The 20,888-nt window shown below is 70.0% G+C and carries 21 protein-coding genes; 11 read left to right on the top strand and 10 right to left on the bottom strand.

The features are described 5' to 3' along the window. Positions 1–2: 2 nt before the first annotated feature. The 5 genes from glnK1 to ACMGFI_RS06795 form a co-directional block, all read right to left on the bottom strand. Entirely contained in the window at positions 3–353 is a 351-nt protein-coding gene (gene glnK1 / locus ACMGFI_RS06815) for a nitrogen regulatory protein GlnK1 (RefSeq protein ID WP_436908371.1), read from the bottom strand. Beyond that, on the bottom strand, positions 346–1,761 hold the full coding sequence (locus ACMGFI_RS06810; RefSeq protein ID WP_436908370.1) for an ammonium transporter: 1,416 nt from the start codon (positions 1,759–1,761) through the stop codon (positions 346–348). The genes glnK1 and ACMGFI_RS06810 overlap by 8 nt, the downstream gene beginning before the upstream one ends. A 402-nt stretch (positions 1,762–2,163) precedes the next feature. Continuing rightward, positions 2,164–3,144, bottom strand: coding sequence for a porphobilinogen synthase (hemB, locus tag ACMGFI_RS06805; RefSeq protein ID WP_436908368.1), 981 nt, complete (start codon positions 3,142–3,144; stop codon positions 2,164–2,166). Between the two features lie 139 nt (positions 3,145–3,283). Continuing rightward, positions 3,284–4,147, bottom strand: a complete 864-nt coding sequence (locus ACMGFI_RS06800) for a 2-oxoacid:ferredoxin oxidoreductase subunit beta (protein WP_436908367.1) — start codon at positions 4,145–4,147, stop codon at positions 3,284–3,286. Next, positions 4,144–5,922: a 2-oxoacid:acceptor oxidoreductase subunit alpha gene (locus ACMGFI_RS06795; protein ID WP_436908366.1), complete on the bottom strand. Its 1,779-nt coding sequence runs from the start codon at positions 5,920–5,922 to the stop codon at positions 4,144–4,146. The genes ACMGFI_RS06800 and ACMGFI_RS06795 overlap by 4 nt, the downstream gene beginning before the upstream one ends. A 378-nt stretch (positions 5,923–6,300) precedes the next feature. On the opposite strand from ACMGFI_RS06795, the gene ACMGFI_RS06790 reads away from it, so the two are divergent. The 5 genes from ACMGFI_RS06790 (at position 6,301) to ACMGFI_RS06770 (ending at position 9,968) form a co-directional block, all read left to right on the top strand. Next, entirely contained in the window at positions 6,301–7,029 is a 729-nt protein-coding gene (locus ACMGFI_RS06790; RefSeq protein ID WP_436908365.1) for a nucleotidyltransferase family protein, read from the top strand. Then, on the top strand, positions 7,022–7,996 hold the full coding sequence (locus ACMGFI_RS06785) for an NAD-dependent epimerase/dehydratase family protein (RefSeq protein WP_436908364.1): 975 nt from the start codon (positions 7,022–7,024) through the stop codon (positions 7,994–7,996). The genes ACMGFI_RS06790 and ACMGFI_RS06785 overlap by 8 nt, the downstream gene beginning before the upstream one ends. Before the next feature lie 96 nt (positions 7,997–8,092). Next, positions 8,093–8,740 carry a DedA family protein gene (locus tag ACMGFI_RS06780; RefSeq protein WP_436908362.1) on the top strand — a complete coding sequence of 216 codons (648 nt, stop codon included), beginning with the start codon at positions 8,093–8,095 and terminating at the stop codon, positions 8,738–8,740. A 65-nt stretch (positions 8,741–8,805) separates the two neighbouring features. Continuing rightward, positions 8,806–9,363 carry a GNAT family N-acetyltransferase gene (locus tag ACMGFI_RS06775; RefSeq protein ID WP_436908361.1) on the top strand — a complete coding sequence of 186 codons (558 nt, stop codon included), beginning with the start codon at positions 8,806–8,808 and terminating at the stop codon, positions 9,361–9,363. Then, a complete protein-coding gene (locus tag ACMGFI_RS06770; RefSeq protein WP_436908360.1) occupies positions 9,363–9,968 on the top strand; it encodes a GNAT family N-acetyltransferase in 606 nt (201 codons plus the stop codon). The genes ACMGFI_RS06775 and ACMGFI_RS06770 overlap by 1 nt, the downstream gene beginning before the upstream one ends. Positions 9,969–10,034: 66 nt before the next feature. On the opposite strand, the gene ACMGFI_RS06765 is transcribed toward ACMGFI_RS06770, so the two are convergent. Beyond that, positions 10,035–10,787 (bottom strand): competence/damage-inducible protein A, encoded by a 753-nt coding sequence (locus tag ACMGFI_RS06765; RefSeq protein WP_436908359.1) that lies wholly within the window; start codon positions 10,785–10,787, stop codon positions 10,035–10,037. A 577-nt stretch (positions 10,788–11,364) separates the two neighbouring features. Here ACMGFI_RS06765 and hisI point away from each other — a divergent pair. Next, positions 11,365–11,730 (top strand): phosphoribosyl-AMP cyclohydrolase, encoded by a 366-nt coding sequence (hisI, locus tag ACMGFI_RS06760; protein WP_436908357.1) that lies wholly within the window; start codon positions 11,365–11,367, stop codon positions 11,728–11,730. 1 nt (position 11,731) lies between these two features. After that, positions 11,732–12,904, top strand: coding sequence for a DUF7118 family protein (locus tag ACMGFI_RS06755; protein WP_436908356.1), 1,173 nt, complete (start codon positions 11,732–11,734; stop codon positions 12,902–12,904). 399 nt (positions 12,905–13,303) lie between these two features. Here ACMGFI_RS06755 and ACMGFI_RS06750 read toward each other — a convergent pair whose 3' ends face one another. The 3 genes from ACMGFI_RS06750 to ACMGFI_RS06740 all read right to left on the bottom strand — a co-directional run bounded on the left by ACMGFI_RS06750 (position 13,304) and on the right by ACMGFI_RS06740 (position 15,550). Then, on the bottom strand, positions 13,304–13,546 hold the full coding sequence (locus ACMGFI_RS06750; RefSeq protein WP_436908354.1) for a BolA family protein: 243 nt from the start codon (positions 13,544–13,546) through the stop codon (positions 13,304–13,306). 227 nt (positions 13,547–13,773) lie between these two features. Then, positions 13,774–14,985: a threonine ammonia-lyase gene (gene ilvA, locus ACMGFI_RS06745; RefSeq protein WP_436908353.1), complete on the bottom strand. Its 1,212-nt coding sequence runs from the start codon at positions 14,983–14,985 to the stop codon at positions 13,774–13,776. Between the two features lie 142 nt (positions 14,986–15,127). Next, positions 15,128–15,550, bottom strand: coding sequence for a gamma-glutamylcyclotransferase family protein (locus ACMGFI_RS06740; RefSeq protein ID WP_436908352.1), 423 nt, complete (start codon positions 15,548–15,550; stop codon positions 15,128–15,130). A gap of 127 nt (positions 15,551–15,677) precedes the next feature. Between ACMGFI_RS06740 and ACMGFI_RS06735 the strand changes: the two genes are divergently transcribed. Then, a complete protein-coding gene (locus tag ACMGFI_RS06735) occupies positions 15,678–17,096 on the top strand; it encodes an MATE family efflux transporter (protein ID WP_436908351.1) in 1,419 nt (472 codons plus the stop codon). A gap of 24 nt (positions 17,097–17,120) precedes the next feature. After that, positions 17,121–17,606 carry a dihydrofolate reductase gene (locus tag ACMGFI_RS06730; protein WP_436908349.1) on the top strand — a complete coding sequence of 162 codons (486 nt, stop codon included), beginning with the start codon at positions 17,121–17,123 and terminating at the stop codon, positions 17,604–17,606. Positions 17,607–17,821: 215 nt separating this feature from the next. Here ACMGFI_RS06730 and ACMGFI_RS06725 read toward each other — a convergent pair whose 3' ends face one another. Further along, on the bottom strand, positions 17,822–18,778 hold the full coding sequence (locus tag ACMGFI_RS06725; RefSeq protein ID WP_436908347.1) for a succinylglutamate desuccinylase/aspartoacylase family protein: 957 nt from the start codon (positions 18,776–18,778) through the stop codon (positions 17,822–17,824). A 155-nt stretch (positions 18,779–18,933) separates the two neighbouring features. Between ACMGFI_RS06725 and ACMGFI_RS06720 the strand changes: the two genes are divergently transcribed. Beyond that, positions 18,934–19,236, top strand: a complete 303-nt coding sequence (locus tag ACMGFI_RS06720) for a DUF7536 family protein (RefSeq protein WP_436908346.1) — start codon at positions 18,934–18,936, stop codon at positions 19,234–19,236. Positions 19,237–19,496: 260 nt separating this feature from the next. Then, entirely contained in the window at positions 19,497–20,633 is a 1,137-nt protein-coding gene (citZ, locus tag ACMGFI_RS06715) for a citrate synthase (RefSeq protein ID WP_436908345.1), read from the top strand. Positions 20,634–20,888 lie beyond the last annotated feature (255 nt).

The raw sequence follows: 20,888 nt of genomic DNA, 5'->3' as shown, positions 1-20,888 counted from the left end.
TGCTAGACGGCCTCGGGGCCCGAGTCGCCCGTCCGGACCTGGACGGCGTCCTCGACGGGGAGGACGAAGATCTTGCCGTCGCCGGGCTCGCCCGTCTGGGCGGCGTCGGCGATGGCGTCGACCACGTCCTGGGCGGGGATCTCGGAGACGACGCACTCGACCTTGACCTTCTGGTGGAGGTCGACGACGTACTCCTCGCCGCGCCACTGGCCGGTCTTGGCGGGCTGGGATCCGCGGCCGGAGACGTTCGTGACGGTGAGCGACGGGGCGCCCGCCTCCGCGAGCGCCTGTTTCACGTCACCGAGCTTGTCCGGGCGGACGACCGCGACGACCATCTTGATCTCGTCACTCATCGGAGACACCTCCCTGGGCGCCGCCGTCCGTGCGGACCTCCGAACCACCGTCCGCGCTCACGGCCGGGCTGTCGCGGCTGCCGCCGGCGGTGAACTCGGGGTAGACGGAGACGCCGTGTTCGCTCTCGTCGAGGCCGGCCTCCTCCTCCTCCTCGGAGACGCGGAGGCCGAAGAGGGCGTCGGCGACCTTGAACGTGACCGCGGTCGCGGCGACCGTCCAGGCCCCGATGACGAGGACGCCGGCGACCTGCATGATGAGCTGGTCGACGCCGAGGAACGTGTAGCCGCCCGAGCTCGTCACGCCGAAGACCGGGATGAGGGCGGTCCCGATGGCGCCCGCGCTGCCGTGGACCGCGAAGACGCCGCAGACGTCGTCGACCTTCAGCGAGTCGACGACCCAGCGGTAGGTCGGCAGGACCAGCGCGCCCGCGAGGCCGCCGAGGATGACGCCGCCCCACCACGTGACGTGGGGGACCGCGCCGGTGACCGCGACGAGCCCCGCCAGGAGGCCGTTGGCCGCCCACAGCGGGTCGGGCTTGCCCTGCCACGTCGAGGAGACGACCATGGCCGCGACGCCGCCGGCGCCCATGCCCAGCGTCGTGTTCAGGACGACCTGGCCCAGCGCGCCGCCCATGAAGGTGACGCCGGAGTCGCTGGCCGAGAGGACGGTCGCCTGGGTCCCGACGTTGAAGCCGTACCAGCCGAACGCGAGGAACATCGTCCCGAGCACGGCCAGTAGCATCGAGTGACCGGGGATGGGCTGGCTGTTCCCGCTCGAATCGTAGCGGCCGGCCCGCGCGCCGACCATCTTCGCGCCCACGAGGCCGGCGACGCCGCCGACCATGTGGACGACCGTCGCGCCGGCGAAGTCGAGGTAGCCGACGCCGATCGCTTCACCGAGGAAGCCGCTGGCCGACAGCAGGCCCCCGGCCCAGGTCATCCCGGTCACGACCGGGTAGATGACCGCCGTCATCGCCGCGGCGACGAAGACGTACGCCGAGAAGTTCATCCGCTCGGCGACCGCGCCGGAGACGATGGTCGCGGCGGTCATCGCGAACACCGCGCCGAAGAACCACCCGATGTAGGCGGTCGGGTCGTTGATGTACCCGAAGGCGGCGCCGATGTCCAGCGCCGACCCGGAGGTCAGCTGCCCGACGAGCGAGCTGACCCCCGAGCCGAGGGCGAAGAACACGAGCACGCCCAGCACCCAGTCGGTCATGTTCTTCATCAGGACGTTCCCGACGTTCTTCGCGCGGACCTGGCCGCTCTCCAGCAGCGCGAAGCCCGGCTGCATGAAGAAGATCAGGAAACAGACCACGAGGATCCAGACGTTGTTCACCCCGTCGGCGACCGCCCCCGGGTCCAGCTGCAGGAGCGCGTCCGCCGCCGGCGCCAACAGCGCCGACATCAGGCCGACACCCCCGTTCCAGGACGACGCGAAGCCCCTTGGTGTTCGTCTACCTTTCCACCCGTTACCGCTACGTTCGTAGTGTACATCTCGGTTCAGCCTCATGGAATCCTACTACATAAGGGTGTGCTTGAAAAAATCACAATTATAGGCGCATAACGAGACGCGCGTCAGAAGTACACCAGGATATTATCGATATAAGGTTGTCGTTCGTCCAGATCGGTGGACGATCCGGCAGGAATTATTTGACGTTCGTCGACCGGGATCGGCCCGATCCGGGCCGCGTCCGGGCCGATCCGCTTGCGCGCGGCGGGTGGCGTGGGTGGCCCGCGGGTGCGGGACGCCGCCCCCGCGGCGCGGCGAGCGACGCTCTCGGACCGCGCCGCACCGAGCGGCGGTCGCCTACAGTCGCTCGGCCACGTCCTCGGCGAAGTAGGTGAGGATCAGGTCGGCGCCCGCTCGCTTGATCGACAGCAGCGACTCGTGGGCGACCGCCTCCAGGTCGAGCCACCCCTTCTCGGCGGCGGCGTGGAGCATCGCGTACTCCCCGGAGACGTTGTAGGCGGCGACGGGGTGGTCGAACTGTTCGCGCACGTCCGCGACCACGTCCAGGTAGGGGAGCGCCGGCTTGACCATCAGCACGTCGGCGCCCTCCTCGACGTCCAGCGCGACCTCGCGGGCCGCCTCGCGGCGGTTGGCGGGGTCCATCTGGTAGTGGCGGCGGTCGCCGAAGGCGGGCGCGCCGTCGGCCGCGTCGCGGAACGGGCCGTAGAACGCCGACTCGTACTTCGCCGCGTAGCTCATGACCGGCAGCGACTCGAAGCCCCGCTCGTCCAGTTCCGCCCGGATCGCCCCGACCATTCCGTCTGTCATGCTGGACGGTGCGACCATGTCCGCCCCGGCCTCGGCGTGGGAGGCGGCGGTCTCGGCCAGCAGGTCCAGGGTGCGGTCGTTGTCGACGGTCATGTGCGGGTCCTCGCGGGCGTCGTCCTCGATTATCCCGCAGTGGCCGTGGTCGGTGTACTCGCAGAGGCACACGTCGGTGATCACGTACGCGTCGGTCTCCTCGGTGATCCGCCGGACGGCGCGCTGGACGACGCCGTCGTCGGCCCACGCCCGCGATCCCTCGGCGTCCTTCGACTCGGGGATCCCGAAGACGATGACGGCCTCGACGCCCGTCTCGCGCACCTCGCGGACGCGCTCGGCCGCTCGGTCGACGGGCACGCGCGCGTGTCCGGGCATCGACTCGATCGGGCGGCGCTCGTCGGCCGTCGCGTCGACGAACACGGGCGCGATCAGGTCCGACGCCGAGAGGTCGGTCTCCCGCACGAGCGGGCGGACGCCGTCGCTCCGGAGCCGCCGGGGTCGACGTGAGATGTCCATACCTGCCCGTGGTCGCTCTCGATTATCAGCCCTCCGCTCTCGGGAGCGGCGGTCCGCGGTGACGACGTTGGCGGCCGGGTCGAGGATTCTGCGAAAACTCGTCGGGGTCAGCGTCCGGTCGAACCGCGAGCGGCGGGGTTCAGTAGAACTCGCGGACGAGGTCCATCGCGTCGTCGGGTGCGCCGTCGGGGATGTCGGCCATGTTCCCCTCGATCCCCTCGCGCTGTTCCCACGGGACGGAGTTGTCGTCCTGGTAGATGACGCCCATGTACTCCTTGTCGCCCTCGAGGATCTTCTCCTTGGCGTCGGAGCGGTCGGTCGGGTCGTGGTCCTCCTCGTCGAGGTCGACGATGGAGTCGCGGAAGTAGTCGTAGGTGTCGACGTCGTTGAACGTCACGCACGGCGAGTAGACGTTGACGAAGCCGAACCCGTCGTGCTCGATGGCCTCCCGGACGATCTCGGTGTGGCGCTGGGAGTCCGAGGAAAAGGACTGGGCGATGAAGGTGGCGCCCGAGGCCAGCGCCAGGGCGAGCGGGTTGACCGGGGGCATCTGCGGGCCCTCGGGGGTCGTCGAGGTCTCGAAGTCCTGGCGGCTGGTCGGCGAGGCCTGGCCCTTGGTGAGGCCGTAGATGCGGTTGTCCATGACGACGTAGCTCATGTCGACGTTGCGCCGGACGGCGTGGACGAAGTGGCCGGCGCCGATGGAGTAGCCGTCGCCGTCGCCGCCCGCGACCATCACTTCCAGGTCGGGGTTGGCGAGCTTGACGCCGATGCCGACGGGCAGGGCGCGGCCGTGGACGCCGTGCAGCGCGTAGCTGTGCATGTAGGTGCCGATCTTCCCGGAACACCCGATGCCGGCGACCACGAACGTGTTGTCGGGGTCGTTGCCCGTCTCGGCGAGCGCTTTCATCATGCCGTTCATCGTCCCGAAGTCGCCGCAGCCGGGACACCAGGTCGGTTGCTTGTCGGATTTGAAGTCCGTGAATCGAACGTCTGAGCTCATTCTGCCTCCACCTCCTGTGTGCCGGCGTCGGCACCAGTGAGCGTGTTCTCGATCTCGGTCGCGAGTTCGTCCGCCTTGAAGCGGACGCCGTTGTACTTGTTGACCCGCTGGACGCGCTCGAGCACGTCGTGCTCGATCACGTCGGCGAACTGCCCGGTCGCATTACACTCGACGACGATCACGTCGTCGGCCGCTTCGATCTCCTCGGTGAGGTCGGGCCGCGGGAAGATGTAGGGGACCGAGATGAACCGGATGTCGTGGCCGCGGTCGTCGAGGAAGTCCAGCGCCTCGCGCATGGCGCCCTCGTTGGACCCCCAGGAGACGACGAGCGTGTCCGCGTCGGGGTCGCCGAACTCGCGGTAGTCCCACTCTTCCTCCTCCTCGGCGGTCTCGACCTTCCGCTGGCGCTTGTCGACCTGTTCGATGCGGACCTCCTCCTCCTCGGTCCGGCGGCCGAGCTCGTCGTGTTCGAGGCCGGTGGTCATGTGGGCGGCGTCGGTCGTGCCCGGGAACGCGCGGGGGCTGACCCCGTCGGCGGTCGGGAAGTGCGCCTGGAAGCGGTCCCGCTCGTCGAGCCAGGAGTCGACCTCGTCCTCGTCGACGACCTTCCCGCGCTCGATCTCGACCTCGTCCATGTCGAAGGCCTCGGGCGGGAACGTCTGCTCGGTGACCGCCAGCGCCAGGTCCGAGACCAGGAAGACGGGCGTCTGGTACTTCTCGGCGTAGTTGAACGCCTCGACGGTCTTCCAGAAACACTCCGAGACCGACGTGGGCGCGACGACGAACCGCGGGATCTCGCCGTGGCCGCCGTACAGCGTCATGTTCAGGTCGCCCTGCTCCTGCTTGGTCGGCATCCCGGTCGAGGGGCCGGAGCGCATCACGTCGCAGATGACCAGCGGCGTCTCGGTCGTGGCGACCAGGCCGAACGTCTCGGTCATCAGGTCGATGCCGGGGCCCGAGGTGGCCGTCATCGCGCGTGCGCCGGCGCGGGCGGCGCCCAGCGCCATGTTGATGGCCGAGAGTTCGTCCTCGGCCTGGACGACCTTGCCGCCGTACTGCTCGATGCGGCCGGTCAGATACTCCATCACGTCAGTCGCGGGCGTGATGGGATAGCCAGAGTAGAAGCGACAGCCGGCGGCGATGGCGCCCATGCCGATGGCCTCGTCGCCGTTGAGCAGCACGTAGTCGTTGTCGGTGGTCTCGATGTCGTAGTCGAAGTCGTGGTCGTACTCCTCGGCGACGTGCTGCTGGCCCAGGCGGGCGGCCTCCTTGTTGTTCTCGACGATGGCCTCGCCCTTGTCGCCGAAGCGCTTCTCCAGGGACTCGTCGAGGTTCTCGATGGGGAAGTTCGCCACCTCGCAGGCGGCGCCCAGGGCGACGACGTTCGCCATGATGGCGCCGCCGGCGTCCTCGGCGAGCCGCTGGAGCGGGACCGACAGGCCGACCATCCCCTCGGGCACCTCCACGTCCTCCATCGTGGAGCGCTCGCCGTCGTAGATGATGACGCTGCCCTCGTGCAGTTCGTCCATGTTCTCGTCGATGGTGCGCTCGGTGAGCGCGATCAGGATGTCGAGCCTGTCGACGACGCTCTCGACGCGGTCGACGGACGTCCGGACCTTGTAGGCGGTGTACCCGCCCCGGATCCGCGACGCGAAGTCCTTCGAGGTGAAGACGTGACGGCCGGCACGCGAGAGTGCCTGAGCGAAGATCTTCCCGGTAGAGTCGATCCCGTCACCGGCTTCACCGCCGATGGCCCAGTTCAGGTCCTCGGGCATACTATATTAAGGTCCTCCTCGCATTTTAAAAACGTTCTGTTCTGAACCCGCATTTCCCGCCGTAACACGGCCGAAAACGCCGTTGAAAGCCCGTCTCGACGGACATCTCTCGACGGCGAACTGACGGGTCAGACCGGCGTTCGGTCCCGGCGCGCGAGCGGTCGTGCGAGGTTGCCCGGGGACGCGGTCGGCCGGCGTCGACGGGTCGGCGCCGCAGCCGTCCGGTTCCGGTGGCCCGGCATCGACCGCGGGCGGGACGCCGCGTAGCATGCTACCGGCTCCGCGACCGACCTCCACGAGGACACGTCGGGCTGTTCCCACATCTGAAATGGTCAACGGTCAATAGATTTATGTTGCGTAAACAGATACGTTGCAGTTATGACCGACACGCCTCCGGTCGTCGTTCTCTGCGGCGGGAAGGGTCGTCGGCTCCGGACGCTGACGAAGGACAAGCCGAAGCCGCTGGTCGAGGTCGACGGCGAGCCGATCCTGACACACATCGTCAACATCTTCAGGCGGTACGGACACGACTCGTTCGTCTTCTGTATCGGGTACAAGGGCGACCAGATCCGGCGCCACTACCGCGACGGGCGGCCCTTCGACGGCGACGTGCGCATCGAGTGCGTCGACAGCGGCGCGTCGGCGTCGAAGGCCGAGCGGGTCGCGGACGCCGTCCGCCACACCGGTGCGGACAGGTTCTTCGTCACCTACGGCGACAACGTGGCGAACGTCGACATCGCGAGTCTCGTCGAGACTCACGAGCGCGGCGGGCGGCTGGCGACGGTCACGAGCACGACGGTCCAGTCGCCGTACGGGCACGTCCACGCGGAGGGCGAGGCCGCGGTCGAGTTCGAGGAGAAGCCCGCCCTCTCGACGCCGATCAACGCGGGATTCATGCTCTTCGAGCGGGCGGCCGCGGAGTACCTCGACGCCGACGACGGGTTCGAGCGGGACCTGCTCCCGAGACTCATCGCCGACGGCGAGCTGTCCGTGTACGAACACGGCGGCTTCTTCAGGGGGATCGACACCTACAAGAAATACGAGCAACTCGAGGCGCTGGTCGAGTCGCGCGAGGAGTACCCCTGGGAGCCACAGGCGAATGCGTAGCGAGGTCGACGGTGAGACCGCGGTGGTGACCGGGGCGACGGGGTTCGTCGGCGGGGCGCTCTCGCGGACGCTCGTCGAAGCGGGGGCGACGGTGGTCGGGATCGACGTCCGTTCCCCGGACGAACGCGGGGACGGCGACTGGTGGACCGGCGGCGACGACCGCAGGTTCGAACGGGTCGACATCTGCGAGAGCGAGTCGGTTCGCGAGGTCCTCGCGGGCGAGCCGGTCGACACCGTGTTCCACCTGGCGGCCGAGTCCATCGTCTCGGACAACACCGCCCGCCCGCGGCGGGCCGTCGAGACCAACGTGACCGGGACGTGGAACGTGCTGGACGCGGCGCGGCGGCTCGGCGACCCGCCGGTCACCGTCGTCGCCTCCAGCGACAAGGCGTACGGTCCCGCCGAGCGGCTCCCATACGGGGAGTCCGACCGGCTGACGCCAGCGAGCCTCTACGGGGGGACGAAGGCGGCGGCCGGCGACCTGGCGCTGGGCGTCGCGAGCGAGTACGACCTCCCGGTCGCGGTCGCGCGCTGTAGCAACATCTACGGACCGGGCGACCGGAACTACTCGCGGGTCGTCCCGCACGTGATCAGCCGCGTCGGTCGGGGCGAGGTGCCGGACATCCGCTCGGACGGCACGCCGGTCCGGGACTACCTGTTCGTCGACGACGCCGTCGAGGCGTACCTCCACCTCGCGTCCCGGGCGACCCGTCCGGACGTGCGCGGCGAGGCGTTCAACTTCGGGACGGGCGTGGGCCGGTCGGTCAGCGAGGTCGTCGCGACGGTCTGCTCGGTGATGGGACGCACGGATCTGGTCCCCGAGTCGTACGACGGGTCGTCGAACGGGATCCAGGCGCAGGTCGTCGACGCGGGCCGGGCGCGGGCGCTGCTCGACTGGACGCCCGACACCGAGTTCACGGCGGGGATCGAGCGGACCGTCCCCTGGTACGCCGACCGGGACGACTGACCGCGCGCGGCCCGTCGCCGGTCCGGGGGCGGGCGCCCGCGGGTCCCGGCCCCGAGCGGAAGACATTTGGACGACACGCTCCGACCGCTCGGGTGAATGGCATCACTGGACTCGGCCCGGCGGTCCCGGCTGCGCGGGTTCGCCGAGGACTACGGGTTGATCGTCGTCGCCGGCGTCTTCTTCCTGCTGGCGGTCGCCGGCGCCGTCCTGTTCGTCGTCGGCGACGAGCAGTTCGCCCAGCGGATCATCGACACCTACGGCCTGCCCGCGCTGCTGCCCATCTTCGTGCTGGAGGGCGCGATGCTGCTGTACTTCGCGCCCAGCGAGGCGCTCGTGCCGGGCGCCATCGAGTTTCTCGCGACCGGCCCCTCGGGCTACGAGTGGGGGACGGTCGCGCTCATCTTCGCCGTCGCCACCGTCGGCGCGACGCTCGGACAGGTCGCGCTGTTCCAGCTCGCCAAGCGGGGCGGCCGCGAGTGGCTGTTGCGGAAACCCTGGTTCCGCATCGACGAGTCGAAACTCGACCGCTTCGACCGCTGGTTCGACCGCTGGGGCAAGTGGGCGGTCCCCGTCAGCAACGCCCTCCTGTTCACCCGGGGGATGTTGACGGTCCCGGCCGGCGTCGCCGAGATCGACACCCGCGAGTTCGCCCTCCTCTCGGCGGCCGGCACCGTCGTCTTCGAGGCGTGGCTCGCCGTCGCCTACCACTACGCCGTCTCGCTGGGGCTGCTCGACTTCTTCTGAGCGGCTTCGCCACGCGGTCCCACGCCACCCAAACGCTTTCGCCCCGACCGCGCGAGTCCGCGGGTATGCCCGCCCCCGCCTTCCTGCGCGGCGACCGCGTCGCGCTCTGTCCGGTTGAGGACGAGGACCTGGAGTTCCTCAAGCGAAACCTGAACTGTCCCGGGATCAGAGCCGGCTTCGGGTCGGCGACGGCCCTCGGCGACGACGACGTCGCCGGGTACGTCGAGGAGTTCACCGATGCCGAGGACAAGGAGATCTTCCTCGTCCGCGCCGACCGCGACCGCGTCGGCGAGGCGTTCCTGTTCGACCTCGAACCGCAGCGCGGGAGCGTCGAGATCGGCTACTGGATCGCCCCCGACCACCAGGGTAACGGCTACGCGACCGCCGCCGCCGAACTGCTGGTCGACTACTGTTTCACAGAGCGCCGACTCCACAAGGTCAACGCCCGCGTGCTGGCGTTCAACGACGGCTCGCGTGCGGTGCTGGAGAAACTGGGATTCGAACCCGAGGGCCGCCGTCGTGACGACTTCTACGTCGACGGCGAGTACGTCGACGCCGACCTCTACGGGGTCGTCGAGAGCGAGTGGGAGCGGCCCGAGTCCCTCGCCGGGGGTGGTACCTGATGCCCGGTTCGGCCTTCCTGCGCGGCGACCGCGTCGCGCTCAGACCGCCCGGGGACGAGGATCTGGCGTTCCTCCAGCGCAACCACAACGACCCCGCGGTCCGTCGGTCCATGCCGCGCGTCCACCCACAGAACCGCGAGTCGATCCGCGAGGAGTACGTCGAGAGCGACGGGGCGGTCTCCCTCCTGATCTGCGGCGACGGCGCGAACGCCGACGGGAACGATCCCGACCGGCTGGGCTTCTGCGCCCTGTTCGACATCGAGGCGGCGTCGGGCCGTGCCGAGGTCGGCGCGTGGCTCGCACCCGACGCGGAGGGCGAGGGGTACGCGACGGAGGCCCTCGCGCTGCTGGTCGAGTACGCCGTCGACGAGCGGCGGCTCGACCGGTTGAACGCCGGGCGACTGGCGACCAACGACCGGTCGGCGGCGCTGCTCGACCGGCTCGGCTTCGTCGAGGAGGGGCGCCGCCGCGGGTACTACTTCGTCGGCACCGTTGCGTCAGAGACGCAACGAGCAGACGGAAGCGCCGCCGGCGCTTCCGTCGACGGCGAGCGCGTCGACCGCGTCGAGTACGGCCTGCTCGCCGAGGAGTGGGACGGCGCGTAGCGCCCGCCCGTTCCCCTCACTCGTTTCCTTCGCCCGTCCCTCATTCGTCCCCTCCGCTCGTCTCCCTCACTCGTCGGATTCCGGGTCGGATTCGGGGTCGGCCACCTGCTCGTCGACCCACTCGATGGCCCGCTCGACCTCGTCGGGGTCGGTGCCGGTCACCTTCACCCGGCCGGGGTTTCCGCGGCGGGCGGGGTAGCTGCCGACGGCCACGTCGAACCGGTCGCGGACGCCGTCGAGGACGTGCCGCAGCGCGCCTTCCGGCGTCGACGTGGCGACCGACGCGGAGACGGCGTCGCCGCCGAACTCGCCGGCAACGGCGTCGAACATCACCTTCAGCTCCCCGGGGAACCCGGGGAAGACGTAGACGTTCTCGACGACGCAACCCGGGTTGAAGCTCTCCTCGGTCTGGATCGGGCGGGCGCCCGCGGGCAGCGCCGCCGTCTCGTCGAAGTCCAGGTCGAAGTCGTGCTGTTCGTAGTACTCGGGGTTCTCCTCGCGGTAGCGCCGCGCCTTCTCGACGACGCGGTCGCGGACCTCCGGCTGGACTTCCAGGTCGCGCCCGAAGGCGTCGGCGACGGCCTCGACGGTCACGTCGTCGGGCGTGTCGCCCAGCCCGCCGGTGACGACCACGGCGTCGAACTGCTCGGAGAAGTCGCCGACCCAGCGGGCGATCACCGCGCGGTCGTCGGGGACGGTGAGCATCCGCGCGACCGTGGCGCCGCGTTCGGTGAGTTGCCGGGCGAGCCAGGTCGCGTTCGTGTTCTCCGTGTCCCCCGCGAGCAGTTCGTCCCCGACGGTGACGAGCGCGACTTCCATGGGCGTTCCCTGGGCGCAGAGCGGGTAAACGGTGTCGGGTCCGCGACGATGTTCGGTTCGTGGTGCGAGTGTATCAGTTGTTCCTGGTCGATCTGGTGTGAAAGGCAGCGGAATGAACGTGAGTGTACCCGACAGCGAGGGTCGAAAGCCCTCGGCGCGCTCGCTAGCTGGAGTCAGCATCGCAGGGGACAGCAGGCGGTGAAAGCCCTCGGCGCGCTCGCGGTCGCTGAGCGGGATATCCGCGCTCTCCGCACCGCCCGCGCGGATAGTGCCCGCTCAGGCGACTAAAATGGACGCGAGCGCACCTCGCCCTTTCAGTCCACCAGGAACAGCACCGCAACCGCACCGCAGACAGCCACGAGCCTCCCCAGCCGATTCGCTCCTATCGTCGCTCATCCCTCGGGCGACTGTTTCGAGCGGCCCGCCCAGAGGCGGGCACGCTCGACAGCGCGCGCCGACCGCACCGCAACCGCTCACTGCAACAGCTACCGCCCGTAGTGAACTACCCCTGCCCACTCGCTCGCTTGCGCTTCGCCGGCGACAAAAGACCTATTCGGCGGTCGGACCCAGGTGGGGTATGAGCGACATCGACCTGGCGTTCGACGAGAACGAGCGCCTCCCCGCGGTCGCGCAGGACGCCGACTCGGGCGAGGTGCTCATGCTCGCGTACGTCACCCCCGAGGCCGTCGAGCGCACCCGCGAGACGGGGCTGGCCCACTACTACTCGCGCAGCCGCGAGGAGCTCTGGAAGAAGGGCGGCTCCAGCGGCCACGTCCAGGAGATCGAGGAGATCCGCGTCGACTGCGACGGCGACGCCCTCCTGTATCTCGTCGACCAGACGGGCGGCGCCTGCCACACCGGCTACGAGTCGTGTTTCTACCGCACCATCGACGGCGAGACCGTCGGCGAACAGGTGTTCGACCCCGACGAAGTCTACGAGTGAGATGAGCGACGCCGCCCAGTCCCCGGCCGACGACCCCCGTGCCGCCGCCGACGACCTCGTCGCCGACCTGCGCGAGGCCCGCGACGCCCTCCAGCGCGCTCGCGACCGCGTCGACGAGGTCGGCGAGTCCGAACTGCAGACCGTCGCCGACACCTACGACGACCTCACGGCGCTGTTCGACCGCTACGAGGAGGAGGTGACCGGCGACGGCGACTTCAAGACGTTCATCGAGTTCCAGAGCCAGATCGCCGCCGTCGTCGAGGAGATGCCCGAGGACGTGCGCCACCGCGAGGTCTTCGAGGAGGTCGACGACCTGCTCCAGCAGCGCCGGCTCACCGAGTCCGACTGGGCGAAGGTCCGCTCGGCGCTGGAGCCCGTCCGCGAGGACGTGCGCCGGATCGACGAGCGCGACGAGGCGCGCGAACGCTACGAGGACGCCCGGTTCGCGGTCGAGCGGCGCCTGGACGACTTCGCGAACCGTATCGACGACCTGGAGGACCTGCAGCGCTTGGGCGACGCCGACCTCGACGCCCCGACCGAGCGGCTGCGCGGTCCCATCGAGACCTACAACGACCGCGTCCGCGACGCCTTTGCCGACTTTCGCTCCTCGGCCAGCGCCCGCGAGTTCCTCGGGTTCGTCGCGAAGACCGAGGCGTACCCGCTCGTGCCCTTCGAGTCGCCGCCCGCGGACCTCCGGGAGTACGTCGAGAGCCACGCCGCCGGCGAGGAGCCGGTCGGGCAACTGCTTGAGTACGCGGAGTACTCGAAGTCGAAGCTCGACCACTACGTCGACGACCCCGACGCGCTCAAACGGAACGTCTCGACCCGGCGGACGTACCTGCGGCGGCTGGACGCCGAGCCGCTGACCGTCGACTGGCCGCCCGTCGAGGCCGAGACGCTCCGGTTCCGGGCGCGGGAACTGACCAGCGTCGTCGCGCGGTTCGCCGACCGCGTCGAGGACGGGGAGGACGCGCTGGTCGCGCTGCGCGATGTGCGGGACTTACCCCGCGAGACGGACTACGAACGGCTCAGGAACAGCGCGCAGGCTCGTGCGCAACTGGGTCCCGAGGAGCGCGAGCGGCTGGCGAGCGGGGCGGTGGCCGAGGAGCTGGAAGCGTGCCGCGACGCGAAGGAACAACTGGAACGGGCGCTCGACGAGTACCCGCGGCTTTGAGTCGTTAGACGCGGAGTTCTCGGTGGGTGTTCCGTCGTTAGTACGGCGACCGTCTCGACTGCAACCGCAGCAAACAGCGTGAAAGCCCCCGGCCGCTGCGGTTCCGGGGCTCGCTGCGCGCTTCACTCGCTCCGCTCGTTGCAGTGCTTGCGTCGCCCGGGTTCCCGCAGCGGCCGGCCCCTTTCATTCCCGCCCGCACAGACTGGCCGGTCAGCCGAAACGGGCGGGAATGAAAGGGGCGACGCGCTCGACGAAGGCCGGCGACGCAAGGACCGCAGGCCGAAGGCCGAGGACCGCAGCGAGACGCCCGAGTCGAGCGCGTCGGGGCTTTCACGCTGTTCTGCGCTACGATACTGCTGGCAGTCGCGGTAGCGGTCAGACCGGAAACCTCGGATCCCCTTACTCGCGTTCCTCGGGCGTGTAGGTCTCGACCTCCAGGGCGTGGATGTCGGTGGTCATGCGGTCGCCCAGCGCGTCGTAGACCATCTGGTGGCGGTCGACGAGCGACTCGTCGGCGAAGGCGGGCGAGACGACGGTGGCGGCGAGGTGGTCGTCGTCGTCGGCGCCGCGGGCGCGGGTGACGGCCGCCTCGGCGTCGGGGATCGACTCCTCGATGAGCGCCTCGATGTCGGCGAGATCCATGCCCGGAGCGACGCGGGCGAGCGGAAAAACGCTTGTCACTGTCCCCGCTCGGGAGACGGGAGATTCATACGCTCGCGCGGCCTCGCTCCGCGTGGCGGCGATGACGAATGGTTACCCCTCCGAGCCCCTTGTGACGACACGGGACTCCGAGCCGCCACGTCTCCGAACCCGGTAGCGGCGGCGCGGGCGCTATCCATCCTGCCGCGCTCGCACCAGGACCGCCGCGCTCAGACCAGCACGTCGACCTCGTACCCCTCCTCGCGCAACGCCTCAAGCAGCGCGTCGGCGTGGTCCGGCCCCTTCGTCTCCAGGTCGAGTTCGACCTCGGCGGCGTTCATGGCAACGTCCTTGCCGGCGCGGTCGTGCTCGATGGCGTGGATGTTCGCGCGGGCGTCGCTGATGACCTCGACGAGCCGTTCGAGCTCGCCCGGGCGGTCCTTGAGCGTGGTCCGTATCCGGAGGTAGCGACCGGTCTCGACGAGCCCGCGCATGATGACCGTGGTGAGGACGTTCAGGTCGATGTTGCCGCCGCAGAGACAGGGGACGATCACCTCGTCGTCGGCGTAGTCGAACTTCCCTTCGAGCAGGGCCGCCAGCGGCACCGCGCCGGCGCCCTCGACGAGGGTCTTGCCCCGCTCCAGCAGCGTGGTGAGCGCGACGGCGGTCTCGTCGTCGGTGACGGTGACGACCTCGTCGACGCGCTCGCGGATCACCTCGAAAGTGCGCTCGCCGACCTTGCGGGTGGCGATGCCGTCTGCGATGGTGTCGACGCTGTCCCGCTCGACGACCTCGCCCTTCTGGAGGGAGTCGGCGACGCTGGAGGCCCCTTCGGCCTGGACGCCGATCACGCGAGCGTCGGGGTTTTTCGCCTTGACCGCGGTGGCGATGCCGGAGATGAGCCCGCCGCCGCCGATGGGGACGACGAGCGTCTCGACCTCGGGGAGGTCTTCGAGAACCTCCAGACCGATGGTGCCCTGGCCGGCCATCACCATCGGGTCGTCGAAGGCGTGGACGTAGACGCGGCCCTCCTCGCGCTCGATCTCGTGGGCCCGCTGGGCGGCCTCGTCGTAGTCGGCGCCGTGGAGGACGACCTCCGCGCCGTAGTTGCGGGTGGCCTTGACCTTCGAGACGGGGGCGTGCTCGGGCATGACGATCTTCGAGTCGACGCCGATGCGGGTTGCCGCGAGCGCGACCCCCTGGGCGTGGTTGCCGGCCGAGGCGGTGACGACGCCGGCGTCCTGCTGCTCGTCGGAGAGCGTCGCGATCCTGTTGGTCGCGCCGCGGATCTTGAACGAGCCGGTCCGCTGGAACGTCTCCAGTTTCAGATGCACGTCGGCGCCGGTCATCGCCGAGAACGTGTGCGAGTAGTCCAGCGGCGTGTGGCGGGCGGTCGCCGCGACCCGCTCGCGCGCGTCGAGCACGTCCGCGAGTTCGATCATACCACAGCTACCGCTCGACGGGAGTTAGATGTGGGGGAAAAGAGCGTGTGACGCCAGCGACTACCACGCGATGGTACTTGAAGGCGAGCCACCCGGAGTGAAAGTGAAACCGCGGGACTCCGGCAGACCGTCGCGGCGGACCTCAATCGGCGGTCGCGTCCGGTCGGACGACCGCGTCGTCCTCCCGGACGTAGCTCCGAACGCGAGCGACAAACTCGCCCTCGCCGGGCCACTCGGCGGGCGCGTCCAGCCGCTGGGGGTCGCCGACGTAGGTCTCGACGGTCGCGTCCTCGCCGCTCCGGTCCCTGTCCGCTCCGTCGTCCGACAGCGGTACCGAAACGCGGACGTACAGCCCGCTGTCGACCCCCTCGTAGCGGTCGAGCGCCGCGATGTCGTCCGTCCGGAGGATCCGGCCCTCGACGGATCCGCCGGGGACGAGCGTCGGGTACGCGGCGTCGACACGGTGGAGTCCGTCCAGCACGGCCGACCCCCGGAACTCGAAGTGGTCGAGGACTGCGCGAGCGCGCTCGGGGTCGGTGAGCGTCCCGTAGACGAACACGTCCATGGGCGGGTGGATGGCCGGCGAGCCGTATCGGCGTTGCGGTGGTCCGGGTCGAGGAGTCGCGGGACAGGACCGCGACGACCTATCGGCCATCGATAGCTTGAATCGGGCCGAGTCCGGAGCACGGGCAATGTCGACGGCGAGCGCCCGCGAGCGCGTGCTGGCGGTCTGGCGGCGAGTCCTCTCGCTGTCGTGGCCGATGATGGTCCAGCACGTCTTCCGCACGCTCATGCGGACGACTGACGTGGTCGTCACCGGCCTGTTCTCGCCGGCGGCGGTCGCCGCGGTCGGCCTCGCGGACCTGTACGCCCGCTTCCCGCTGCGGATCGGCCTCGGCCTCGGCAGCGGCGCCATCGCCCTGTCCAGCCAGGACACCGGCGGCGCCGCCGTCGAGAACCGCGACCAGGCGGTCACCCAGGCCGTCCTGCTCGGACTGCTCTCGGGGATCCCGTTCGTCGCCTTCGGATACCTCTTCGGCGAGCAGGCCATCGCGCTGCTCGGTGCGCCGGCGGACGTGGCGTCGATGGGCGGGACCTACCTCGCCATCGTCTTCGCGAGCGCGCCCGCGAGGCACGTCGCGCTGGTCGCTGCGCGTGCGCTCCAGGGCACCGGCGACACCCGGACGCCGATGTACGTCGACGTGACCTCCTCGATGCTCAACATCGCGGGCTCGCTCGTGCTGGGGCTGGGCCTGTTCGGCGCGCCCCGACTCGCCATCGCCGGCGTCGGGATCGCGACTGCGGTCGGCAACACCTTCACCGCGGGCATCCTCTCCGTCGCCATCTGGAGCGACCGGACCGAGGCGTCGTTCGCCCGGCCGCGGGACCTCGTGATCGCCAAACAGCTACTGGCCGTCAGCGCCCCCCGGATCGGGGAGGGGCTGGCGACGACGCTCGCGGAGTTCCCGTTCAACGCCCTGTTGCTCACGTTCGGGACGGACGTGAATGCCGCCTACCAGATCGGCCGGCGGATGTACCAGCAGGTCACCTCGCCGCTGGGGCGGGCCTACCACACGGCCGCCAGCGTCGTCGTCGGGCAGTCGCTGGGCGAGGGCGACGTGGCCGCCGCGCGCTTCCAGGGGTGGGCGACGACCGCCCTCGCGGTCCTGACGATGGGCGCCATCGCCGTCGCGCTCTTCTTCGGCGCCGACTGGTTCGTCTCCCTGTTCACGAGCGACCCGCCGACCGCGGGCTACGCGGTCGGGTTCGCCCGCGCCTACGCCATCGCAGCCCCCGCGATCGGCGCCTACCTCGCCATCTCGGGGGCGCTCCAGGGCGGCAGCGACACCCGCACCCCCTTCGTCGCCCGGACGACCGGGATGTTCGGCTTCCTGCTCGGGTTCGGCTACCTTTCCAGCGTGGTTCTCGGGTGGGGCGTGCTCGGTATCTACGCCGCGGTCGCGCTCCAGCAGTTCTGGGCGCTCGCGGTCGTCACGTGGGGATTCGCCCGCGGCGGCTGGGCCGAGAAGGCCGCCGCGATGATGGACGAGCGCGGGAGCGCGAGCGGCGGCGACGGGAGCGCCGAGACCGACGCGGAGGCGGGCGATTAAGCCGTTCCCGTCCGAACCGGGGGTATGGAGCTGATCTCCGTCGCGGCGGTCGCCGAGAACCGCGTCATCGGGGAGGGGGACGAGGTCCCCTGGGACCTCCCCGAGGACAAGCGACAGTATCGCGCGCGCGTCGCCGGCCACCCGACCGTCTACGGGCGGTGCACCTACGAGATGTTCTCGGACCCGCCGGGGTCGGCGTACGTCGTCCTCAGCCGGACGGAGCGGGAGTACGACCGCGAGAACGCCTACCACGCCGCCTCCGTCGCGGAGGCCGTCGAGACCCTCGAATCGCTGGGCGCCGACCGCGCCTACGTCCTCGGCGGCGGTGCCATCTACCACCTCTTCCAGCCCCACCTCGACCGGATGGTCCTGACGCGGGTCCCCGGCGAGTACGAGGGCGACACCTACTACCCCGAGTGGGACGAGGCCGAGTGGCGACTCGTCGAGACCGACGAGTACGAGAACTTCACCGTCGAGACGTGGGAGCGACGAGGAGAAGACGAGGGGTAGCGGAGGCGGTGCGGGCAAGCATCCGGCGCGGAGCGCCGGTTCACCGGAATCGAGCGAAGTCGTTCGAAAGACGGCTTTGCCGTCTTTCGTGATGACGAGAGAGCGAAGCTCTCTCGAACCACGAGATTCCGGCTTTTTCACCCATGTTTTTGCCGCCGGGGTTCCCGCAGGCGCGCTCCGCGCGCCGAGGAAACCCCGGTGGGGAAAAAGATGGTCTAGTAGGAGTCCACGTCGGTCCCGACCGAACAGACGTACTCGCCGGTGGCGACCTGGGGGAGCCGGCGGGCGCGCCAGAAGACGCCGGAGGAGTCGGCGGTGACCGTCTCCTTGACGCCGCCGAAGGTGTCGGTGACCTCGAAGAGGGTGTCGCCGCGGGAGACGCGCTGGCCGAGTTCCGCCTGCATGGAGACGAGGCCGCCGGCCGGGGCGCCGTACTGCTCGAAGCCGCTGGCGCGGGTCTGCGTCGAGAGGTCCACCGAGCCGTCGGCGAACCCGTAGTAGGAAAGGACGTTGAACACGCCCTCGACGCCGGCCTGGATGGACCCCTCGTCCCAGCCCACGCACCCCCCGAGTTCGGGGTCGATGGTGGGGATGCCCTCGTCGGGGGCCGCGCGGGCCAGCTGGCCGTCGGGACCCTTCTGGTCGAGGACGTAGCCGCAGTCGAAGACCTTGGCGAGTTCGAGGCAGGCGTCGTGGAGGCGGTGCCGTGGGCCACAGCGGACGCGGCACTCGTCGATCATCCGGGAGGTCGACCCCTGGTGGAGGTCGAGGATCAGGTCGGCGCGGCGGGCCGCCTCGAAGGTGGCGGCGGCGATGCGTTCGGTGGAGGTGCCCGTCTCGTCGCCGGGGTAGGCCCGGTTGGTCTTGGTGTCGTCGATGGGGTTGCGGTGTTCGGCCACCTGGAAGGCGTGGTAGTTGACGATGCCGACGACGAGGACCGTCCCCGACAGCTCGGCGGGGTCCAGTTGCGGGACGACCCGCTGGACGACGCCGACGCCGTTGAGCTCGTCGCCGTCGCTGGCCGCCTGGATGTAGAGCGTGTCGCCGTCGCCGGCGCCGTTGATGACCGCGACCGGGAGGCCCACCTCGGTCCCGTCCCGCGTCTCGCCGACCGGCAGGCGCCCCGTGTCCGCCTCGCCGGGGGCCGCCTGGGCCGTACCGAGCGTCGTCATTACCATCACTGCGGGACCGCCCGTTCTTTAGCGGTTCGGTGTCTCCCGGTCGCAGGGACTCGCGCCCGGCTGTCCCCCGCCGTGTCGCTCGGGGGGCTCCCTACCCTGGCGCCGCGGATCGACGCCACTTTGCCGCTCGTGGCCCAACTGCGGGTATGGCCAGCGAGCGACCGGACGGCGGCGAGTCCGCCGCCGACCTCGACGGCGTCGACGACGCGGCGGGCGGCAGGGCCGCGTTCGTCGCCGCGCTGCGGGTCCGCCGCAACGCCAGGTGGGGCCTGGCCGCCGGCCTCGCGCTCGCGCTCGCGGCGTTCGTCCTGTTCGTCGCCCTCCCGGGGTCGCGCCGCTCGCCCCTCCTCTACGTCGGCCTCGGGTTCGTCCTCGCGATGTCGACCGCCGGGCTCGTCGCCTTCCTCCTGACGCTCGGCCGCGCCGTCCGCCTCTCGCGGCGGCTGTGACCGCTGTCCGGCTCCGGACACCACCGTTCGCGAGAATCGAACATCTCCGGCCCCAGTCGATCCGACAACGACGATCGACGAAACGAGTATCGACGACTGGATCGCCCGTTTGTCGGCGGCTACGGTGCGGAAGGCGGCGATCCGGGCGGGGGCTCGCCGTCGCGTGGATAGACGTTCGTCCAGAAAGGCGTTCGGTGATTCCGTACGCGTCCACGGTCGAACGGTAACCCTTTTGGCCGATCCAGGCGAACGAGTGGGGTATGACCGACGAGCTACGGAAGGGCCTCGAGGGCGTGCTCGTCGCCGAGTCCGATCTCAGTCAGATCGACGGCGACGAGGGGCGACTCATCTACCGCGGCTACGCGATCGAGGACCTCGCCAGGCGCGCGAGCTACGAGGAAGTCATCCACCTGCTGTGGCACGGGGAGCTGCCCGACGCCGACCGCCTCGACGCGTTCACCGACTCGATGGTCGCCGAGCGGTCGGTCGACGAGGACGTGCTCGAGACGGTGGGGCAGCTGGCCGCCGCCGACGAGAACCCCATGGCCGCCCTCCGCACGGCGGTTTCGATGCTCTCGGCGTACGACCCCGACGCCGGCGAGCCCGCGACCGACCGCGAGGCGACGCTGCGCAAGGGCCGGCGCATCACCGCCAAGATCCCCACGATCCTCGCCGCGTTCACGCGGATGCGCGACGGCGACGACCCCGTCGAGCCCCGCGAGGACCTGGGCCACGCCGCCAACTTCCTCTACATGCTCAACGGCGAGGAGCCCGACGACGTGCTCGCCGAGACGTTCGACATGGCGCTGGTCCTGCACGCCGACCACGGGTTCAACGCCTCGACGTTCTCCGCCATCACCACCGCCTCGACGCTCTCGGACCTGCACAGCTCCGTCACCTCGGCCATCGGGACGCTGAAGGGCCCGCTGCACGGCGGCGCCAACCAGGACGTGATGGAGATGCTCAAGGAGGTCGACGAGAGCGACCGCGACCCCGTCGCGTGGGTCGAGAAAGCCCTGGACGAGGGCCGGCGCATCTCCGGGTTCGGCCACCGCGTCTACAACGTCAAGGATCCCCGGGCGAAGATCCTCGGCGAGCGCTCCCAGGAGCTCGGGGAGGCCGCCGGCACCCCGAAGTGGTACGAGTACTCCACGAAGATCGAGCAGTTCATGGCCGAGGAGAAGGGCCTGGCGCCCAACGTCGACTTCTACTCGGCGTCGACGTACTACCAGATGGGCATCCCCGTCGACATCTACACGCCCATCTTCGCGATGAGCCGCGCCGCGGGCTGGATCGCTCACGCTGCCGAGTACGTCGAGGACAACCGCCTCATCCGCCCGCGCGCCCGCTACACTGGCCCCGAGGATCTGGAGTACCCCGACATCGACGAGCGGTAGAAGGTCGACCGCGTTTCGTCGCTGTGTTCGATTTCGCCGGTGTTCAGCGAGGTGAGCGTCCGCTGTGGCGCGCGCTGTCGCGGCCTCCGTGCCGCGACGGAACCGTGCGAGGGATGAGCGAGCGAGCGAAGCGAGTGAGCGAATCGGTTGGGGAGGGTCGTGGCCGTCTGCGGTGCTGTGCGGTGGGTGGGAATGAAAGGGGCGGCCGTCTGCACGAACCCCGGCGACGAAAGCACCGCAACGAGCGAAGCGAGT

The organism is Halosimplex marinum (assembly GCF_051414075.1).
Taxonomy (GTDB): Archaea; Halobacteriota; Halobacteria; order Halobacteriales; family Haloarculaceae; genus Halosimplex; species Halosimplex marinum.
Note: the sequence above shows the minus strand (reverse complement) of the source record. Positions and strands in the feature narration are given on the sequence as shown.

What these genes read in the sequence shown, in the direction of transcription:
- glnK1 (WP_436908371.1), bottom strand. Translation starts at nt 353, where the DNA reads ATGAGTGACGAGATCAAGATGGTCGTCGCGGTCGTCCGCCCGGACAAG.
- ACMGFI_RS06810 (WP_436908370.1), bottom strand. Translation starts at nt 1,761, where the DNA reads ATGTCGGCGCTGTTGGCGCCGGCGGCGGACGCGCTCCTGCAGCTGGAC.
- hemB (WP_436908368.1), bottom strand. Translation starts at nt 3,144, where the DNA reads ATGGACATCTCACGTCGACCCCGGCGGCTCCGGAGCGACGGCGTCCGC.
- ACMGFI_RS06800 (WP_436908367.1), bottom strand. Translation starts at nt 4,147, where the DNA reads ATGAGCTCAGACGTTCGATTCACGGACTTCAAATCCGACAAGCAACCG.
- ACMGFI_RS06795 (WP_436908366.1), bottom strand. Translation starts at nt 5,922, where the DNA reads ATGCCCGAGGACCTGAACTGGGCCATCGGCGGTGAAGCCGGTGACGGG.
- ACMGFI_RS06790 (WP_436908365.1), top strand. Translation starts at nt 6,301, where the DNA reads ATGACCGACACGCCTCCGGTCGTCGTTCTCTGCGGCGGGAAGGGTCGT.
- ACMGFI_RS06785 (WP_436908364.1), top strand. Translation starts at nt 7,022, where the DNA reads ATGCGTAGCGAGGTCGACGGTGAGACCGCGGTGGTGACCGGGGCGACG.
- ACMGFI_RS06780 (WP_436908362.1), top strand. Translation starts at nt 8,093, where the DNA reads ATGGCATCACTGGACTCGGCCCGGCGGTCCCGGCTGCGCGGGTTCGCC.
- ACMGFI_RS06775 (WP_436908361.1), top strand. Translation starts at nt 8,806, where the DNA reads ATGCCCGCCCCCGCCTTCCTGCGCGGCGACCGCGTCGCGCTCTGTCCG.
- ACMGFI_RS06770 (WP_436908360.1), top strand. Translation starts at nt 9,363, where the DNA reads ATGCCCGGTTCGGCCTTCCTGCGCGGCGACCGCGTCGCGCTCAGACCG.
- ACMGFI_RS06765 (WP_436908359.1), bottom strand. Translation starts at nt 10,787, where the DNA reads ATGGAAGTCGCGCTCGTCACCGTCGGGGACGAACTGCTCGCGGGGGAC.
- hisI (WP_436908357.1), top strand. Translation starts at nt 11,365, where the DNA reads ATGAGCGACATCGACCTGGCGTTCGACGAGAACGAGCGCCTCCCCGCG.
- ACMGFI_RS06755 (WP_436908356.1), top strand. Translation starts at nt 11,732, where the DNA reads ATGAGCGACGCCGCCCAGTCCCCGGCCGACGACCCCCGTGCCGCCGCC.
- ACMGFI_RS06750 (WP_436908354.1), bottom strand. Translation starts at nt 13,546, where the DNA reads ATGGATCTCGCCGACATCGAGGCGCTCATCGAGGAGTCGATCCCCGAC.
- ilvA (WP_436908353.1), bottom strand. Translation starts at nt 14,985, where the DNA reads ATGATCGAACTCGCGGACGTGCTCGACGCGCGCGAGCGGGTCGCGGCG.
- ACMGFI_RS06740 (WP_436908352.1), bottom strand. Translation starts at nt 15,550, where the DNA reads ATGGACGTGTTCGTCTACGGGACGCTCACCGACCCCGAGCGCGCTCGC.
- ACMGFI_RS06735 (WP_436908351.1), top strand. Translation starts at nt 15,678, where the DNA reads ATGTCGACGGCGAGCGCCCGCGAGCGCGTGCTGGCGGTCTGGCGGCGA.
- ACMGFI_RS06730 (WP_436908349.1), top strand. Translation starts at nt 17,121, where the DNA reads ATGGAGCTGATCTCCGTCGCGGCGGTCGCCGAGAACCGCGTCATCGGG.
- ACMGFI_RS06725 (WP_436908347.1), bottom strand. Translation starts at nt 18,778, where the DNA reads ATGACGACGCTCGGTACGGCCCAGGCGGCCCCCGGCGAGGCGGACACG.
- ACMGFI_RS06720 (WP_436908346.1), top strand. Translation starts at nt 18,934, where the DNA reads ATGGCCAGCGAGCGACCGGACGGCGGCGAGTCCGCCGCCGACCTCGAC.
- citZ (WP_436908345.1), top strand. Translation starts at nt 19,497, where the DNA reads ATGACCGACGAGCTACGGAAGGGCCTCGAGGGCGTGCTCGTCGCCGAG.